This is a genomic window from Gilliamella sp. LMG 34359 (genome assembly GCF_984569085.1).
In genome coordinates this window covers 697355-717015 of the sequence record NZ_OZ474906.1, presented here as the reverse complement: position 1 = coordinate 717015, position 19661 = coordinate 697355, and the positions used below count along the sequence as shown (strand labels likewise).

The following is a 19661-nucleotide window of genomic DNA, read 5'->3' as shown; positions in this document are numbered from 1 at the left end:
CTTTTTCGATATTATATTGCCAAGGTTTACTATAACCTAAACAGTTAAAAACTCGATTGCCAAAAAGTAATTCCCACCGCCCATTACTCAAAATATAAAAATAGGATAACGCTAGCAATAATAAATATTGTAGTCATAATAGAATTGAGTTTAAGAGTTACTCTCGGCGATATTTCAATAGAAAGGATAAATATTAAAGCATATTGTTTCATAATATGAACCACATAACACGCATAAATATCATTGTGAAATGAAGGTTTTACTAACATCTCAATATAATCACTTTCATTGAAGATCATTTGTGTAAGTCGTCCGCCTACTGAATGGTTATCGACATAACAATAAAAGGATTTTTCTTTTAAAGAAGCGTTGTCACCCAAAAATAACATAAAAAAGCGGGCATTGAGAACAATAATAAAAATCCTTTTTTAGCTGACTGACCGTTCCTCTGAGTAAACAAAAATCTATTTCATTGATAACACAATTACTTCATGACTAAAATTAAGATAATTTTATACTAGATTTATATTTAAGTCATTGTTAAATATCATGTTGAAAAAATTGGATAAAAGAAGAACAATTGTATTTTTTCATTTGGTATCAATTAAATTATTTATAAATTAGGTTGGGATAGTTATAAAAATTAGCTTACAAGAAAGTGATATTGACTACGGATAACACAAAATACCCATAAAAATAAAATTAATAATTGATTGATTATTATATATTATTTAATATATCTCGCTATTGGATTAATTTTTAAACTAACTTATCATTTGTCTAAAAAATGGATTGTTTGTTATTTATATGGAAATAACATAATGAATAAAATTATAATTTTATCTGGCTTAATACTTTTTTCTATTCCATCACATAACGCTTTTGCTGAAACGATATCGCAAACAGTGTGGTCATTAGCAATGAATAACAATGATGGTGATGCCCAATATAAAATTGCTCAAGCTTATAACCCATCCATTAGCAATTATGATTGGGATTGTCGCCCTCATCAATTTTATCTTGAAGTACAAAATAAAAAATTAAGAGGATGTCAAAATAAATCTGACGACAAATATATTGAATTCTTAACCAAAGCAGCCAAAAACTCACATCCAAATGCACAAACAAATTTAGGTATTGCCTATATTGAAGGTAAATCAGTTACTAAAAATATCCAAAAAGGATTGTATTGGTTGGAAAAAGCCGCTAAAGCGGGATCTTATGTAGGCAAAGCACAATATTTTCTCGGTAACCTCTATGAAGAGGGTTTAGAGGTTAAACAAGATTATACTAAAGCAATTAAATATTATGAACTAGCAAGCAGTAGCAGAGATTTGGGACATAATGGTAGTGCACAATATGAACTCTATTGGTTGTATAAATATAAATTAAATGATCCCGTAAAATCTTTATACTGGCTTGAGCAATCTTTAAAAAAAATGGATGATAAAAGAGCATTAAAGCTAACATATGAATTAATTGATTATTTCTTAGATGGCGGTCAAGCAGACGGTACAAAATTAGAACAACCAAATTATTTATGGGCTGCTAAATATCTAATGTTTTTTGTTAATTGTAGTGGCATAGAAAAAAGTATCAGACAAAAAATAGCTTTTCAATTAGCTTGGTTTTACTTAAATGGTTTAGGTGTGGAAAAAGATCCTGAAAAAGCTGCCATATACTATCATTTAGGTCTTGAACTTGGTAAAACATTTGAATCAATTGATGATAAATTAATGGGAAAAGAATTTTTACTGAATGTGATTAAACCCATTTATAAAAACAAGGATTTATACATAAGAGAATTTGACGAATTTGTACATACAGATCTTTATAATAAGAAAATGAAAACTCTCACTTTGGACAATCAAGCCTATGCTACCAATGCAAGTAAATATGTTGCATTGGTATTTGGTGAAAATTCAGAAGATGAGGAAAGGTTTTATACAAAACTAATTGATCAAATACGATCTAAATATCCTATTGATTCAGATCAAGCTTGGATTATTTCTCCGATATTAGCCCTAGCCAAAGAAAGGAAAATGGCTTATGGTTATTATCAAGATGCTCAAAGGATTAATGGAAAAACAATAGATCAATTAATTGAGCTTTACCAATCAGCTTTAAAACTTGAACCTAAAAATCCCAAAATTTTATTTGGTTTAGGTACAGTATATGATTTTTTAAACCAGAAACCAAAGACCGCAATACCCTATTACCAACAAGCAGCAAATTCAGGATATATGCCTGCTCAATATCGTTTAGGTGTCATCTATTATAAAGGTAGAGGTGTTAAACAGAACTACCGAAAAGCTTGGCGGTACCTTAATTTAGCGGCTGAACAAAATTACGCTGCCGCCCAAAACTTTTTGATAACAATTGATAAATCTCATCCTGATTTTGACTGGTTGACTACGCAGTATATAGAGCATGAGCAGAATTACCGATCACCAACAGTTTTAGTTGATGGTGAAGATTGGTTAACAGTTGAAAAGGAAAATAATCCAACAGCTAAAATTAATTATCGTTTGTTGAAGCATAACACACGTAGGTTTCAAAGTATGAGTTGCGATATAGTCGTCAATGCTGCTCTCGCAGGTGATATCTCTCTTCAGCAATACTTTGTCGTCGAAGCATTAAATACTGAAGCACTTCACTGTAAACTACCACAAGATCAATTTTTTACTTGGATAGACAACAGCAATCTTGAAGATGATAGAAAACAATTTTTAAAAGCACATTATTACATAGCTACCGACCAGTATGATATAGAGCTAAAATCTTTAATCGATAAGCAAAATCAATATGCGATTATTGAATCAATAGATCGAGCTCGAGCTAATTGGCATTATGATAATAGAGATGAGGAATTGCTTTTAAGTTTAAAAGAACTATTAAAAACTGGTAATCAATACGCAGCTAGATTACTATTTGAGTATTACTCATCCCAAAGTGAATATGTTGATAACGCCTATCAACGGCAAAAAATTACTCTATTAGTAAATGATTTAGATGATGTTACTAAATTTGGAAACTACCGCTCTTTTACCTATGATTTATTTAATAGCTCACCTTTAACTCAACTTAAATATTATGAGCCTGTAAGCAGCAAAGAACTTTCATCTTCTGAGGTTTATAAAATCTGGTTTGAATTGGCCAATATGCATGAAGAAGGCATTGAAGTTCCTAAGAATAATAGTTTAGCTTATGTTTGGTATAGTCTATTATCAGAACATCAACAACCTCGAGCTGCAGAAAAAGCTGAAGAATTAAAACAGCAACTAACAGCAGAACAATTGACTCAAGCTAATAATCGGCTAGAACAATACAGTAAGCTATATCGTTTTATTCCAGTAACGCATTTGGATATACATTAAAAATTAAAATTTGATCACCAATAATATAGCAGCTTAATATCAGCAACTTAATACGGAATATAAAAGATGAATAAAACGATAGTTACAACAACTAACTCCCAAAAACGACGAAAAAAAATTGGGTTTCTTATTTTGATATTTATATTAACAATATGCAGTGTAATTTACTTATGTTATGGATCACTATCTTCCTCACAACCACAGATAGGTAAATATTTTAAGACAGAGAACAGGAACATGGATTTGGAATATAATGAAAATTTTGAATGCATTATAAATATTAGATATGAAGGTCAAAAAGAAAGTGATACCTCTTTTTCTGTAAGATATGATGATGCTCAAGACAAACGCGAAAATTGCATACCTTTATAAAACAAATTATAGCAAATATAGGTAAATCATCTTACCTATATTTTTTATTACAAATTCTAATAATATTGTGATTGTGTTATGTAAAGTTTTTATCCACTTTACTTATTTAACTGGTTCAAGTATATATAGTCCTCTTGTCAATAAAACCGTCAAATGGAGGTTGTGATGATCACCCATATTAGCCCATTAGGATCAATGGATTTGCTTGCGCAGGCTGAAGTTGATATTTTAAAGAAATCAGCCAATAGCGAACTTTATCAATTATATAGAAATTGTTCATTGGCTACTCTTAATGCGGGCAGTAAAACCGATAATACCCAAGAATTATTGGATAGATTTAAATCTTTCGAAATTAACGTTATCAGCAAAGAGCGTGGTGTTAAATTAGAACTGATTAATGCGCCCGAAAGTGCATTTGTTGATAAACGAATCATTCGCTCAATTCAAGCCAATCTGTTTGCTGTTTTACGTGATATTCTTTTTTTAAATGGCCAAATTAGCGCAATTAAACATTTGGTACCCAATGAGAAGCTTGAAAAAGATCGCTCCTATTATATCACCAATCTGGTTTTTTCTATTCTACGTAATGCCAATGCACTACATGTTGGTGAAGAACCTAACTTAATTGTTTGTTGGGGAGGTCATTCTATCAACGAAAACGAATATTATTATGCTCGTCAAGTTGGTATGCAATTAGGGCTACGTGAACTAAATATCTGTACTGGCTGTGGTCCGGGAATTATGGAAGCCCCGATGAAAGGTGCTGCTGTTGGTCATGCACAACAACGTATCAAAGATAGTCGTTTTATTGGTATGACCGAACCATCCATTATTGCCGCCGAACCACCAAACGCATTAGTTAATGAGCTGATCATTATGCCTGACATTGAAAAACGACTTGAAGCGTTTGTGCGTATGGCGCATGGTATTGTTATCTTTCCAGGTGGCCCAGGTACCGCGGAAGAATTACTTTATATATTGGGGATTATGCTCAATCCTGCCAATAAAAATCAGACTTTACCAATTATTTTGACTGGTCCCAAAGAGTGTGAAGATTATTTTGCGGCGATTGACCAATTTATCCGTAACACCTTAGGTGAAGAAGCGACTAAGCTGTATGAAATTATCATTGATTCGCCGGAACAAGTCGCTCGCATCATGAAACATGGCGTAAAACAGGTGAAATCATCACGGTTAGCGACTGGCGATGCTTACGGATTTAACTGGTTACTGAAAATAGATGAAGCACTACAGCACCCATTTGAACCAACCCATGAAAACATGGCATCCCTCAATCTACATAAAGATCAACCTGTTGAATTATTAGCAGCTGATTTACGTCGAGCTTTTTCTGGTATTGTGGCCGGTAATGTTAAAGAGTTCGGGATGAAACAAATTGCTGAGCATGGCCGTTATAAATTGCAAGGTGATCCAGAAATCATGAGGCAGTTAGATAATTTACTGCTTAGCTATGTGAAACAAGACCGTATGAAGCTACCTGGAGGCAGTGCTTATCAACCTTGTTATGAAATTTGTTATTAATTAATCTTAATATAAAGCAATTACTCTCCGCCGATATCGAAATCGGCGGCATATTTAGCAGTTATAGCGCAAATTAAAAATTACTTAAAATATCTAACGCTTCTGCTACTTTCTTAACGGCAAAAATCTGCATATTTTCTGGTTTTTTCTTTGGCATATTGGCAATAGGTACAATTGCTTTTTTAAAGCCATGTTTAGCCGCCTCTGAAATACGTTCTTGGCCACTTGGTACAGGTCGAATTTCACCACCTAGTCCTATTTCACCAAAAATTACCACATCCTGTGGCAAAGGCCGATTGCGAAAACTCGATACCAATGCGGCAATTAATGCTAAATCGGCACTGGTTTCGGTTACTTTTACCCCACCGACAACATTAACAAAAATATCTTGGTCGGCCATTTGTAACCCCCCATGACGATGTAGAACGGCGAGTAAAAGCGCTAACCGATTTTGATCAAGTCCGACGGTTACTCGTCTTGGATTGCCATAAACCGAATGATCGACTAATGCTTGGATTTCAACCAGTAATGGGCGAGTTCCTTCCCATAATACCATTACCGAACTCCCTGATAAGATCTCTTCACCACGACTTAAAAAGATTGCAGATGGATTACTAACCTCTTTCAATCCTTGTTCTGTCATGGCAAACACACCTAGTTCATTTACCGCTCCGAAGCGATTTTTATGGCTGCGTAAAGTACGGAATCGAGAATCAGCATCGCCATCGAGTAAAATCGAACAGTCAATACAGTGTTCAAGGACTTTAGGCCCAGCCAGTGATCCATCTTTAGTCACATGGCCAACCATGATAATGGCAATTCCTTTGGTTTTGGCAAACCGGGTTAAATAAGCTGCTGTTTCACGAACTTGTGCCACACTACCCGGTGAAGATTGAATATCAGCAAGATGCATCACTTGAATTGAGTCGATAACCATTAATTTGGGTTGAGACTGTTCGGCCAGTAAACAGATCTGCTCAATACTTGTCTCAGACAACATATTAATATTATCAGTTGGTAAACCCAAACGGTGGGCACGCATCGCCACTTGTTGTAGTGATTCCTCACCAGTAACGTAAAGCGTATTCATTTGTGCCGAAAGTTTACTCATGGTTTGCAATAGCAAAGTACTTTTACCAGCACCGGGATTACCACCAATTAAGATAGCACTACCCGGCACCACACCACCACCTAGTACTCGGTCAAATTCAGAAAAACCGGTTGAAAATCTTGGCAAGGCCTCAAGACTAATTTCAGACAGTTTTTGGATTCTAGTTTGCCCGGCGCCACCTGCATAACCGGTTAATCGATCATTACGTGACGAAGTACTCGCTAACCTTACTTCAGTAATCGTATTCCAAGCATGACAAGCACTACATTGACCTTGCCAACGAGGATAGTCCGCGCCACAATCATTACATACATAAGCGCGCTTTACGGTTTTGGCCAAATTTTTCTCCTAACCTTCACTTAGTAAACTGGTTGATAAGATGCACCATAAACCAGTTAAATCGGCATAATTGATACTAATTCTTGCTTTTTCAACGACTTTAGGTTTGCCGTGATAAGCAACACCAAGTCCAGCAATTCTAATCATCATTAAATCATTGGCGCCATCACCTATCGCAACCGTCTGCTCAATAGGAATATCTAAAGAGGTAGCTAATTGTTGCAAGGTTCGAGCTTTATATTTAGCATCAACAATTTGGCCGATCACTTTACCAGTTAGCTTACCATTTTTAATTTCTAACTCATTAGCATGAGCATCTATTAGTTTTAACTTCTGTTTTAAATGGTCGGCAAAATAGGTGAATCCACCGGAAACAATGGCAACATGCCAATTTTTTTTATGTAGCTCTTTAACTAAATAAGTTAATCCTGGGGTTAATGGTAGGCCCTCTTTTACCTGTTCTAAAATAGTTTGCTCTGCACCTTTTAAAGTTGCCACGCGTTTGCGTAAGCTAGTGGCAAAATCGAGTTCACCGCGCATAGCAAGCTCGGTGACCGCGGCAACTTGTTCACCGACGCCCTGAAGTTTTGCCAACTCATCGATACATTCAATACCAATAGCGGTTGAATCCATATCCATAACCAATAAGCCAGGAGAATGTAAGGAAGGTAAATTATCAATTGGCGCAACATCAATTCCTAAGGTTAACGAAATCGATTTGGCTTTTTTCGGCATTACGCCAGCAATACGCACAATTTGATAGGTTTTAATTTTCCACGATGAAACCACTACCATCGGCATTGCAAGTTGTCTTTGAAATTTCGACAGTAATGTTTTGTTTAACTTTTTTCCATAAATAATCCAACCAGTTTTTCCGGCATTGTAATCTAATGGAACTACTTCACAACCATTTAAAGACAAAGGTAAACCTTGCCAATGTTGTATATTTTCTGGGAGATCACTATAGGTTAATGTGTAAGCCATATTTCGAAAGTCTTAAAAGTGCAAATCAGATTCGGAATTTACCATATCTGCCAAAGATTGTCCAAGTAAGGATTGTAAGAGGTTATTTAATCAATTTTGCAATTTAAAAAACCTGACTCCGGTTGAATATCGAAATCAGGCCTTACAAGCCGCTTAATAAAAGTGCCCAACTTTATGGGGTCACTTCATTCCCTCAACTTTTTTTGACTAAATATTTAATTGATTATTTGTTAATAAGTCCGAATTAGAAAGCGCAAACAAACGTTAAACCGCTAACCCCCACAAACATAGTTGTTCAAGTGCTGGGCCAATTTTTTCACCCAGTGGCGTTAATTTATATAACACTTTAAGTGGTGGTTTTTTGCCATAGACGCTACGAATAATAAGCCCATCTTCTTCCAGTTTTTTTAGTTGGATACTTAGCGTCATATCAGTGATTTCGGGAATCAAGATCTTTAACTCACTAAATCGTTTTTCACCGGATAGCAGATAATAGAGAATAACCCCTTTCCATTTTCCACCGATTAAATCCATTGCTAAACTTATTGGACAATAATAAATTTTATTGTTATAGCGTTTTAGCGGCCGTTCTTCAGCACTTTGCATACATATTCCTAACTATACTATCAAGTTTGATAGATATTGCTTAAAAAGTATTGATCACTAAACTAAATAGAGTAACTCAATTTTTTATAGTATAAAAACAAAGGAAATGTTATGCCATTAATTATTTTAGCTCATCCCCATTTTGAACAATCAACAGCCAATAAAACTATTGTTGAAACTTTACAAAATAAAGTTAAAGATCTTGAAGTTCGTAATATTCATCAGCTTTATCCAAACTACCAAATCAATGTAGCGGAAGAACAAGCCGCATTACTAAGACATGAGCTAATCATTTTACAATACCCAATGTATTGGTTTAACATACCAGCGATACTGAAATTATGGTTTGATGAAGTGTTTACCTATCAATTTGCCTATGGTTCAAAAGGCGATAAATTGAAAGATAAAAAATTGCTTACCAGTTTAACTATCGGCCAAGTTGAACAAAATTATAGTGATTATGACGTTGATGTTATCAATCATCTGCATGAACCAGTAAAACTATCAACACTTTATAGCCAAATGCAATACCTAACACCGATTGTTTTATATGGGGTATCACCTGTAACCACTGAGCAAAATGATATACAAGCTAAAGCAAAACAACATAGTGAAAAATTAGTAGCGCTGATTGAAAAATATCGTTAATAGTTTAATTGTGATGATCTATGCCTAAAGCATAAATCATCACGCATAATAACTACACTTTGTTTAATACCGCATAAAAGAAACCATCACCGCCCAATTCAGTCGGTAAAAACTGTCTTAGTTCCCCCTGCTGTTTGGCATTAGGATTTTCTTTTAAAAAACGGCAAATCTGTAATTTATTTTCTTCTGGTAATACGGAGCAAGTGGCATAAACTAAAGTGCCACCTGTTTTTAAATAAGGCCATATATGAGTTAAAATAGCATATTGCAACTCAGTAAGTTGAGTAATATCGCTATCACGCCGTAACCATTTTATATCAGGATGACGACGAATAACGCCGGTCGCCGAACAAGGTGCATCAAGCAAGATACGATCAAACTGATGCCCATCACACCACTTTTCAGGGGTTAAACCATCACCAACTTTGACTTGTGCATGCAGTTTGAGCCGAGTTAAATTTTCATCAATTCGTTTAACACGGTTGGCATCAACATCTACAGCTAATACATTAGCTGTTGGTGCAAGTTCTAAAATATGGGTGGTTTTACCGCCAGGTGCAGCACACATATCTAAAATCTGCTCACCATTTTTAGGGGCTAATAGATAAGCCGCATATTGTGCCGATAAATCTTGTACGGTTACCGCGCCTTCCTCAAAAAACGGTAATTTATTCACATTCACCGCTGTAGTTAAGCGAAGCGCACCGGGAATATCAGCACAACTCTCGGAAGCAATTTGCTGCGCTTGAAGTAGTTGTTGGTATTCACTTACCGAATAGTGATTAAGATTAACTCGCAGCCACATCGGTGGCTTTTGATTATTCGCCGCAACAATTGCTTGCCACTGCTCTGGATAGGCAGATTTTAGCCGATTTAGCAACCAACTAGGATGTAACGTTCGACTGGTTTCTTGTTGGTTATCTTGCGTGAAATTTTGTTTTAATGAGGTCTGTTGACGTAAAAATTCACGCAAAACGCCATTAATTACCCCTTTCAACTGTGATTTTTTTAAATCATTAACCGCACCAACTGTTTCAGCCACTGCGGCATGCTCAGGAATTCGGGTATAAAGAATCTGGTAAAGTCCGACCAATAATAGATAATGTAAAACTCTATTTTTACCCGTCAGCACTTTTTTCATTAAATGATGAATATAGAAATTAAGCTCTGGCAATACGCGCATCACACCAAAGCTGATCTCTTGAATTAGTGCTTTATCTTTATCGGCAACTTGGTGATTTAAAGATGCTAACGCGGTACTGAGTGATTGCCCGTCTTCAAGCACCGCAAAAATAGCTTTTGCACAAAGCGCACGAATGTTTTGGTATGACTTTTTATTCATAACTAATAATAGCCTTAATTCTTTATATTGATTAAAGAATCAATGATCCCACCCAACCAGCAATAAATAATGGAATATTAAAATGGGTAAAGGTTGGAATAACACTATCTCTTATATGATCATGCTGACCATCACTATTTAAACCAGCTGAAGTGGCTAAAATAGTATCTGAAGGCGGTGAACCTGCGTCACCAATCGCTCCTGAGGCACCAATTAAACAGACTGTGGCTATTGGTGAAAACCCTAGCTGAACACATAGTGGAACATAAATAGCCGCAATAATAGGTACTGTTGAGAAAGATGAACCAATACCTAGGGTAATCACCAAGCCAACTAACATCATCATAAAAGATGCCACCACTTTATTACCGGCAAATAACGCAGCACTATTGACAACTAATGGTTCTATTTCATGAGTCTGTTTTAATACTTCGGCAAATCCTTGCGCAGATATCATCACAAAGCCAATCATCGCCATCATTTTGATACCATCAGTAAAGATTCCGTCTGCTTCGCCCCATTTAATTGACCCTGATACGATAAAACAAATAAAGCCGATTAAAGCACCTAAAATCATCGATCCAGTATAAAGTTGCACGGTAAAAGAAAGAACGATGGCTAATAGTGAGACAATAAGTGAACGCGTACTTACATTACTAAATGCTTCAGCATGGCTCTTTTCATGAATAAGTTTATACTCTCTTGGTTTACGATAACTGATAAAAATAGCCCAAAGTAGACCAACAAACATCCCAAAAGCTGGAATAGCCATTGCATGCATAACATTAACATGGCTAACATCCATCCCCGATGAAATAATGTTTTTTAACAAGATTTGATTTAAGAAGATATTACCAAATCCAACCGGCAAGAACATATATGGGGTAATTAAACCAAATGTCATAATACAAGCAATCATGCGTCTATCTAATTGTAATTTCGACATCACATATAATAGTGGTGGAATTAACAACGGAATAAAGGCGATATGAATTGGGATAATGTTTTGTGAGGAAATACTAACTAAGCCAATAATAATAATTAACAACCATTTAATCCGTGTTTTCGCATCATTGGTCGTTAATTGTTTGATAGCTTTATCAGCTAATAACTCTGGTAATCCTGATTTTGAAATTGCCACCGCAAAGGCACCAAGCATAGCGTAAGATAGAGCAATATTAGCCCCATTACTTATCCCGGTATTAAAAGCATCAATCGTTTCTTTTAGTGTTAAATGACTACACAAACCGCCGACAAATGCCCCAATAATCAAGCTAATAACCACATGAACACGGCAAAGCGAAAGTACCAACATTAAAATGACCGCAACAACAACAGCATTTACCGAGGAAAATAGCTCAAAAATAGTATTCATAGATAGATTCTTTGTAGCGAGAGAAAGGTGGTTATTCTAGGCGATAGCTATTTAAAGTGCAATTGTTAGTATACGCTTACTGCGGATAAATTATTTTTTTAGGCAAAACAAAAGAGAACTTATTAGCAGTTTAATGTTTGTGTAGCTAATTAAACATAATTAATTTAGGACGTTAAAAAAACATAACGCTTATTAACCACTTTAATTAGCATTCAAGTTCATTTAATGTTCAATGTGGTATTGGTATAAATAAACCTTTATAATAAGCAGCCATTATCATAATATTGTGGTAATAACTACAATATTATGCAAATTTGCTAACAGCTATACAATAATGTATATATACTTGAATTAACGTTTCTTATTTTAAAATAAGATAGCAATTTACAGCTTAAACATTCATTATTAAATTGGTAAATGAATAACTTAACATGATTTAAGTATACAATTAGCAACAAAGTATGAGGTTTATTTTTATGTTTTCTTGGTGGACAAAAATCTATTTTTCACTAATTCAGATCCCTGTTAAGCTTTTTGTTAAAAGTAAACCCATTCCAACTGATCCTATTACTGAATTGGAGCTCGATATCCATCGGCCAATTTTGTATGTGCTACCTTATAACTCTCAAATTGACTTAATGGTAGTGAGATCACTTTGCCTTAAATATGATTTACCCGATCCGTTATTAGGCATTGAGATCAATGGTAAAACTGTACCGGCTTATATTTATATCGATAAAGGACCGGGTATTTTTGCTTCAAATAAGCAAAAAAGTAAAACAATTGAAATTTTAAGAGAATATATTTCAGCTCACCAACAAAATGATGAACTGGATATCCAAATGTTGCCAGTATCTGTGATGTTTGGGCGGAAACCGGATAAGGAAGGCAAAAAAATGCCTTCACTACAAGTATTAGGTGCTACCTATAAACTGTATAAAATCTTAATTTCTGGTCGTGACTGTTATACTCGGTTTTCGCGAACAGTATCTTTTAAAAATATTAAAGTTAATGATAAACAAGATATTTCTGTTCTAGCGCATAAACTTTCGCGGGTAGCACGCATTCATTTTGCCAAACAACGAACTGCTTCTGTTGGGCCAACATTGCCGGTTCGACAACAAATGCTCAATAAATTATTAACGAATCCAGCGCTTGCTGAAGCAATAAAAGAAGAAGCTAAAAGTAAAAACATTGGGATAGATAAAGCCAAAAAGAGTGCTTTATCCCTGTTGAATGAAATTGCTGCTAATTTTTCTTACCGTATGTTGAGAGTGACTGATTTTGTTCTCACCTGGGCTTGGAATAGGCTTTACCAAGGTTTAAAAGTCACCAATGCTGACCCAGTCCGAGAGCTAGCAGAAAATGGTCACGAAATAGTTTACGCGCCATGTCATCGCAGTCATATGGATTATTTATTGTTATCTTATGTACTTTATCGACAAGGATTGGTGCCACCACATATTGCAGCCGGTATCAATTTAAATTTCTGGCCTGCCGGTCCTATCTTTAGACGCTTAGGGGCATTTTTTATCCGTCGTTCATTTAAGGGTAACAAACTTTATACTGCGGTCTTTAGAGAGTATCTAGCAGAATTATTTATTCGCGGTTATGCCGTCGAATATTTCATTGAAGGTGGACGTTCACGTACCGGAAGACTACTCGATCCTAAAACTGGAATGCTGATGATGACAGTCCAAACTTTATTACGAGGTGACAATCGCCCAATCACAATTGTTCCTGTCTATATTGGTTACGAACATGTTTTAGAAGTTGCCACTTATGCTAATGAGCTTCGCGGTGCTAAAAAAGAAAAAGAGAGTTTATGGAGTACCATTAAAGCTTTCTTAAAATTAAAAAAATTAGGTTTTGGCTATGTTAACTTTGGTAACCCAATACCTTTAAATCAATTTCTAAATCAGCAAATACCTGAGTGGCGAGATGCGATTGATCCAAGCGGAATGCAGCGTCCTAGCTGGTTAACGCCAACAACTAACCTACTTGCCAAACAAATAATGGAGCATATCAACTCTTCAGCAGCAATTAATGCCATGAATTTATGTTGTTCAATATTATTAGCCGCCGATCAGTGTACCTTAACCAAAGTAAAACTATTAGAACATATTAATTATCTTTTAAAACTATTAAAAAATATTCCCTATTCTGATTTGATTACCATTCCCGATCAAACTGCTGAACAGATGTTTGAGCACGCCAAAGAGATGGGTAAATTTGTTATTACCACCGATGAAGTGGGTGAAATGGTGGGATTAACTACCGAACAAGCGGTATTGATGACCTATTATCGTAATAATATTCAGCATTTACTGATTATACCGGCAATTGTGGCTAGAATTTTACTTAAGCATAATCGCATTTCAGCTGACGAAGTACTTAGACAAGTTAAATTACTCTTTACTTTAATAAAAGCCGAACTATTTTTATATCATAATGAAGAGCAATTAACTGAATATGTGAATAAAATTATTGAGACTTACGCTGAATTAAATCTAATCAGTTATGCGCCGGATAAATTAACGTTGAATTACTTGAAAATGTCAGGATTACAGTTGTTAGCATCATCATCCCGGGATACATTGCAACGCTATGTCATCGCATTTTCATTGTTACAAAAAGATCCAACCATTAGTCGTGCAACATTAGAAAAAGAAGGGCGTTTAATTGCAGAACGGTTATCAATATTACATGGTATAAATGCCCCTGAATTTTTTGATAAAGGTGTTTTTTCAACCTTAGTTGCTTCACTTCGTGAACAAGGTTATTTAGATGATAAAGACGATGCCAATTTAGCGAAAATTGACACTATGAATAAAATACTTAAACCATTAATCACCAACCGAGTAATGCAGACAATTGACGAAATTAATCCATCATAATTAGATTATCTAGGGCTTACCTGATTATTTTGGGTAAGCCTTATAAACACAATCATTAAATAAAACATCAACTTTTCTATCTCTATCACTATTTTTTAAATAATTTTATTCTTTCAATACCCATAATTAAGTAATTAAATAAATAGTGCAACTATTTTTTTGACATATGTCAACCTTTTCAATATTTATCCCTTTATTTCCATCCAATTAAATATTATCATTACAATTAATAAGGATGTTAATGATATCCCCCCAAAAAACTAAATTATAAAATGTAATGTCAGCTTTTTAAGGAGTTCATATGCTATTTAACCGAAGACAGTTCTTTAAGATCTGCGCTGGTGGCATGGCAGGAACAACAGTTGCTACCCTCGGACTGGCGCCGAGTATAGCGCTTGCAGAAACTCGCCAATATAAATTATTAAAATCAAAAGAAACGCGAAATAATTGTACCTATTGTTCCGTTGGATGTGGAATGCTCCTTTATAGCCGAGGAGATGGTGCTAAAAATGCCGAATCGTCTATTTTTCATATTGAAGGCGACCCGGATCATCCCGTTAGTCGTGGCTCACTTTGTCCAAAAGGCGCCGGTGTGCTCGACTATATTAAAAGTGAACAACGGGTTAAATATCCTGAATATCGTGCTCCTGGTTCTGACAAATGGCAACGGATTAGTTGGGATGAAGCAATTGATCGTATTGCACGGTTAATGAAAGCTGACCGCGATAAAAATTTCCAAGAGAAAAATGAACAAGGTACAACCGTTAATCGCTGGACAACAACCGGCTGGTTGGTTACCTCAGCAGCGAGTAATGAAACGGGTTGGTTAGCCTTTAAAGTTGCTCGTTCATTAGGGATGTTAAGCCTCGAAACCCAAGCTAGGGTTTGTCATGGTCCTTCTGTTTCTAGCTTAGCTGCGACATTTGGTCGAGGCGCGATGACCAATAATTGGAATGATATCAAAAATGCTAATGTGGTTATCGTTATGGGCGGGAATGCAGCAGAAGCCCACCCTGTTGGATTTAAATGGGCTATTGAAGCCAAAATTACTAACGGCGCGGAACTGATTGCGATTGATCCACGTTTTCATCGAACTGCCTCCGTCGCTGATCATTATGTACCAATTCGTGCTGGTTCTGACATTGCTTTTTTACTTGGTATTATTAATTATCTTATCTCACATAACGAAGTAAACTTTGAATATCTGGTTACCCACTCTAATGCTAGTTTAATTGTCCGAGATGATTTTAACTTTGATACAAATAGTGGTTTATTTAGTGGTTATGATGCTGCTAACCGCCAATACGATCAAACCAGTTGGGCATATCAAAAAGATGAAAATGGTTATGCATTAAGAGATAAAACCCTAAGTCATCCACGTTGTGTATGGAATTTATTAAAACAACATGTAAGTCGCTATACACCGGAAATGGTAAATAAAGTTACCGGTAGTCCAATAGATGGTTTTTTACATGTTTGCCGTTCACTCGCCAGTACCAAAACCAACGATCGTGCAGCAACTTTCTTATATGCCTTAGGTTGGACACAACATACTTATGGTTCGCAAATTATTCGTACCGCGGCAATGATTCAATTGATTCTTGGTAATATTGGTGTCATGGGTGGCGGTATAAATGCGCTGCGTGGTCACTCAAATATTCAAGGTTTAACCGATGTTGGTTTACTGTCTAATCGTTTGCCTGCTTATCTTGACTTACCAAAAGAATCGCAAACTTCACTTGAGCAATATCTGACAGAAAAAACCCCTAAACCACTTGGTCCAAATGAGGTCAATTTTTGGGGGAATTACCCGAAATTCTTTGTTAGCTTTATGAAAGCAATGTATGGTGAGAATGCCACTCAAGATAACAATTGGGGATTTGATTGGTTACCAAAATGGGATAAAACCTATGATGTTTTAAGATTCAGCAAAATGATGCGTGATGGTCAAGCTAACGGTTTTATTTGCCAAGGTTTCAACCCATTAGCCGCTCTTCCTGATAAAAATAGTATTCGTGATGGATTATCTAAGCTTAAATTTTTAGTTAGCATTGATCCAATGCCAACCGAAACCGCTGAGTTTTGGAAAAACCATGGCGAATCCAATGATGTTGATCCAAGCAAAATTCAAACCGAGGTATTTAGGCTTCCTGCTAACTGCTTTGCAGAAGAAAACGGCACAATTGTTAACTCATCACGTTTATTACAATGGCACTGGGCAGCAGCCAGACCACCTTATGAATCACTTTATGATCCAGAGATTATTGCCCGCATTTACCTAAGAATTAAAGAGCTTTATAAAGAAGAAGGTGGTGCTTACCACGAACCAATTAACAATTTAAGCTGGGATTACCTAGATCCAGAAGGCCCATCGGCTGAAGAACTCGCTAAAGAGTGTAATGGTCGAGCATTAGCTGACTTAACGGATAACAGTGGCAATGTCATCCTGAAAAAAGGTCAACTATTAAGCGGTTTTTCACAATTAAAAGCTGACGGCTCTACCTCATCAGGGATCTGGATATTCTGTGGCTCTTGGACTGAGCAAGGTAATCTAATGGCACGCCGCGATCCTAGTGATCCATCCGGTAAAGGTATCCATGCTGGCTGGGCATGGGCATGGCCAATGAATCGACGAGTGTTGTATAACCGAGCCTCGGCCGACGAAAATGGTAAACCATGGGATCCAAATCGAGTATTAATCAAATGGAATGGTACAAATTGGGATGGTAATGATGTCGCTGACTTTACCGGTACATTATCACCAAGCTCTGGTGCCGGTGCATTTATCATGAATAATGACGGTTTAGGTGGATTATTTTGTTTAAATCGTTTGGTTGATGGTCCATTCCCTGAACATTATGAGCCATTTGAAACACCAATTTCCAATAATCCTATGCATCCTAAACAAGTTAATAGCCCAGTTGCTCGAGCATTTAAAGAGGATTTAGCTCGCTTAGGTAAAGCAGATGAGTTTCCTTATGTTGGCACCACATACAGTATTACTGAACACTTCCACTTCTGGACGCAACATGCAAGATTAGCATCCATCACACAACCGGAACAATTTATTGAACTGAGTGAAAATCTTGCTAATAAAAAAGGCATAAAACTAGGCGATACGGTTAAAGTTACCTCATATCGAGGTTACATCAAAGCCAAAGCAGTTGTGACAAAACGTTTACCAACTTTGACAGTTGATGGTAAAGAGATCGAAACCATCGGAATTCCAATTGTTTGGGGATTCACGGGGCAAACTAAAAAAGGCTTTTTGGTTAATGAATTAACACCACATTTAGGTGATGCTAATTCACAAACACCAGAATATAAGTCGTTTTTAGTTAACATCGAAAAAGTTACCACAGCGGCATAAGGAGGGAGATAAATTATGTCATTACAAACTCAAGATATTATTCGCCGCTCAGCAACTAACGCTTTAACCCCTGCACCTCGTGTACGAGATTATCAGCAGGAAGTTGCCAAGTTAATTGATGTAACTACCTGTATCGGTTGTAAAGCTTGCCAAGTCGCTTGTAGCGAATGGAATGACCTACGAGCAGAAGTAGGCAATACTGTCGGCGTTTATGATAATCCAGCCGACTTACAACCAAAAGCGTGGACCGTTATGCGCTATTCAGAAGTGGAGATCAATGGCAAATTTGAATGGCTTATACGTAAAGACGGTTGTATGCACTGCGCCGATCCCGGTTGTTTAAAAGCGTGTCCATCAGAAGGTGCAATCATCCAATATGCAAATGGTATTGTTGATTTTCAATCGGAACACTGCATAGGGTGCGGTTATTGTGTTGCTGGTTGTCCATTTAATATTCCGCGTGTCAGCAAAGAAGATAATCATTCGTATAAATGCACATTATGTGTTGATCGTGTCGCAGTTGGCCAAGAACCTGCTTGTGTAAAAACCTGCCCAACTGGTGCAATTCATTTTGGCACCAAACAAGATATGATTCGCCATGCGGAGCATCGAATCGTTGATCTGAAAAAACGTGGATTTGAGCATGCAGGTCTTTATAACCCCGAAGGTGTTGGTGGTACTCATGTTATGTATGTATTACATCATGCCGATCAACCAGAACTTTACCATGGCTTACCCAAAGATCCTCAAATTAGTGAAATCGTTAAGTTCTGGAAAGGCGCTTGGAAACCATTGTCGGCGGCTACTTTTGTTGCCACTTTTGGTGGATTACTGTTCCACTATATGGGAGTAGGTGCAGTTGAAGTCGACGAAGAGGATATTGAACACGAGAAAGAAGCGGATAAACAAGCAAGAACACGTTTAGGACTACCGATTTTTGGCCGAAAAAATAGCCCTAATTCATCACAATCGGAGGCTCGTCATGAATAAGAAAGGAATGATATTAAGAACATCACTTATTGTACGCTTCTGTCACTGGTGTATGGTCTGCCTGTTTATTTTAACTGCACTATCTGGTTTAGCGCTGTTTTTTCCATCCATTAAACTATTTGGATTATTCCTTGGCACTCCACAATTGCTAAGAGCCCTACATCCTATCATTGGTTGTGTGGTCTTCTTTTTACTCATGTTTATGTTTATCAAACTCGCCCATCACAATATTCCAAATAAAAATGACCTTTTATGGATTAAAAACTTTAAAAACGTCATTATGGGAAAAGAAGAAGGCATTCCAATTGGTAAATATAATGTTGGTCAGAAATTTTTATTCTGGTGCATTATGAGTTTAATCTTTGTACTATTTGTTACAGGCTTGATAATGTGGCGCCGCTATGTGTCTGATTACTTTCCAATCCAAATAGTCCGTATTGCGATATTTTTCCATTCATTTGCAGCTATTTGCCTTATTTTACTGGCTATTGGCCATGCTTATATGGCAATTTGGGTTAAAGGCTCAATAAAAGGCATGATAACGGGTTATGTATCACGCGCATGGGCGTTTAAAAACCACTCCTCTTGGTATGAAGAAGAAATGGCAAAAGTCTATCAGCAAGAACTCAAGGAAAATAGAGAGATCACCGTTGAGCAAGCGTCGCCAACTGAACAAAAAACGGCTTTATAAAAAATAGATCTATCCGC

The 19661-nt window shown here is 36.4% G+C and carries 12 protein-coding genes; 7 read left to right on the top strand and 5 right to left on the bottom strand.

All coding sequences use genetic code 11. The features are described 5' to 3' along the window. Positions 1-821 precede the first annotated feature (821 nt). Both AC5LXV_RS03375 and ppnN read left to right on the top strand, forming a co-directional pair. The gene (locus AC5LXV_RS03375; RefSeq protein WP_493467376.1) at positions 822-3377 is read left to right on the top strand and encodes a tetratricopeptide repeat protein; all 2556 of its coding nucleotides are present in this window, start codon (positions 822-824) and stop codon (positions 3375-3377) included. Between the two features lie 537 nt (positions 3378-3914). Continuing rightward, the gene (gene ppnN / locus AC5LXV_RS03370) at positions 3915-5291 is read left to right on the top strand and encodes a nucleotide 5'-monophosphate nucleosidase PpnN (protein ID WP_493467375.1); all 1377 of its coding nucleotides are present in this window, start codon (positions 3915-3917) and stop codon (positions 5289-5291) included. A 73-nt stretch (positions 5292-5364) separates the two neighbouring features. On the opposite strand, the gene radA is transcribed toward ppnN, so the two are convergent. The 3 genes from radA to AC5LXV_RS03355 form a co-directional block, all read right to left on the bottom strand. Continuing rightward, the gene (gene radA / locus AC5LXV_RS03365; protein ID WP_034883774.1) at positions 5365-6741 is read right to left on the bottom strand and encodes a DNA repair protein RadA; all 1377 of its coding nucleotides are present in this window, start codon (positions 6739-6741) and stop codon (positions 5365-5367) included. A 9-nt stretch (positions 6742-6750) separates the two neighbouring features. Beyond that, positions 6751-7725 (bottom strand): phosphoserine phosphatase, encoded by a 975-nt coding sequence (gene serB / locus AC5LXV_RS03360; protein ID WP_110424349.1) that lies wholly within the window; start codon positions 7723-7725, stop codon positions 6751-6753. A 264-nt stretch (positions 7726-7989) separates the two neighbouring features. After that, on the bottom strand, positions 7990-8331 hold the full coding sequence (locus AC5LXV_RS03355; protein ID WP_034883777.1) for a winged helix-turn-helix transcriptional regulator: 342 nt from the start codon (positions 8329-8331) through the stop codon (positions 7990-7992). Positions 8332-8442: 111 nt separating this feature from the next. Between AC5LXV_RS03355 and AC5LXV_RS03350 the strand changes: the two genes are divergently transcribed. Then, entirely contained in the window at positions 8443-8979 is a 537-nt protein-coding gene (locus AC5LXV_RS03350) for an NAD(P)H-dependent oxidoreductase (protein WP_493467374.1), read from the top strand. A gap of 52 nt (positions 8980-9031) precedes the next feature. Here the strand turns inward: AC5LXV_RS03350 and rsmB are convergent, their stop codons facing one another. Both rsmB and AC5LXV_RS03340 read right to left on the bottom strand, forming a co-directional pair. Then, a complete protein-coding gene (gene rsmB, locus AC5LXV_RS03345) occupies positions 9032-10321 on the bottom strand; it encodes a 16S rRNA (cytosine(967)-C(5))-methyltransferase RsmB (protein WP_493467373.1) in 1290 nt (429 codons plus the stop codon). Between the two features lie 31 nt (positions 10322-10352). Then, positions 10353-11696 (bottom strand): Na+/H+ antiporter family protein, encoded by a 1344-nt coding sequence (locus AC5LXV_RS03340; RefSeq protein WP_493467372.1) that lies wholly within the window; start codon positions 11694-11696, stop codon positions 10353-10355. Positions 11697-12157: 461 nt separating this feature from the next. Here AC5LXV_RS03340 and plsB point away from each other — a divergent pair, with 461 nt between their 5' ends. From plsB to AC5LXV_RS03320, 4 genes are all read left to right on the top strand, one after another. Continuing rightward, on the top strand, positions 12158-14593 hold the full coding sequence (plsB, locus tag AC5LXV_RS03335; RefSeq protein ID WP_493467371.1) for a glycerol-3-phosphate 1-O-acyltransferase PlsB: 2436 nt from the start codon (positions 12158-12160) through the stop codon (positions 14591-14593). A 301-nt stretch (positions 14594-14894) separates the two neighbouring features. Further along, positions 14895-17963, top strand: a complete 3069-nt coding sequence (gene fdnG, locus AC5LXV_RS03330; RefSeq protein ID WP_493467370.1) for a formate dehydrogenase-N subunit alpha — start codon at positions 14895-14897, stop codon at positions 17961-17963. A gap of 15 nt (positions 17964-17978) precedes the next feature. Then, positions 17979-18953 carry a formate dehydrogenase subunit beta gene (gene fdxH, locus AC5LXV_RS03325; RefSeq protein ID WP_110434598.1) on the top strand — a complete coding sequence of 325 codons (975 nt, stop codon included), beginning with the start codon at positions 17979-17981 and terminating at the stop codon, positions 18951-18953. After that, complete coding sequence (locus tag AC5LXV_RS03320; protein WP_493445761.1) at positions 18946-19644, top strand: formate dehydrogenase subunit gamma; 699 nt, start codon at positions 18946-18948, stop codon at positions 19642-19644. The genes fdxH and AC5LXV_RS03320 overlap by 8 nt, the downstream gene beginning before the upstream one ends. Positions 19645-19661 lie beyond the last annotated feature (17 nt).

Coding starts and splice junctions, on each gene's coding strand:
- rsmB (WP_493467373.1), bottom strand. CDS start 10,321: ATGAATAAAAAGTCATACCAAAACATTCGTGCGCTTTGTGCAAAAGCT.
- AC5LXV_RS03355 (WP_034883777.1), bottom strand. CDS start 8,331: ATGCAAAGTGCTGAAGAACGGCCGCTAAAACGCTATAACAATAAAATT.
- ppnN (WP_493467375.1), top strand. CDS start 3,915: ATGATCACCCATATTAGCCCATTAGGATCAATGGATTTGCTTGCGCAG.
- AC5LXV_RS03320 (WP_493445761.1), top strand. CDS start 18,946: ATGAATAAGAAAGGAATGATATTAAGAACATCACTTATTGTACGCTTC.
- plsB (WP_493467371.1), top strand. CDS start 12,158: ATGAGGTTTATTTTTATGTTTTCTTGGTGGACAAAAATCTATTTTTCA.
- AC5LXV_RS03340 (WP_493467372.1), bottom strand. CDS start 11,696: ATGAATACTATTTTTGAGCTATTTTCCTCGGTAAATGCTGTTGTTGTT.
- serB (WP_110424349.1), bottom strand. CDS start 7,725: ATGGCTTACACATTAACCTATAGTGATCTCCCAGAAAATATACAACAT.
- AC5LXV_RS03375 (WP_493467376.1), top strand. CDS start 822: ATGAATAAAATTATAATTTTATCTGGCTTAATACTTTTTTCTATTCCA.
- fdnG (WP_493467370.1), top strand. CDS start 14,895: ATGCTATTTAACCGAAGACAGTTCTTTAAGATCTGCGCTGGTGGCATG.
- fdxH (WP_110434598.1), top strand. CDS start 17,979: ATGTCATTACAAACTCAAGATATTATTCGCCGCTCAGCAACTAACGCT.
- AC5LXV_RS03350 (WP_493467374.1), top strand. CDS start 8,443: ATGCCATTAATTATTTTAGCTCATCCCCATTTTGAACAATCAACAGCC.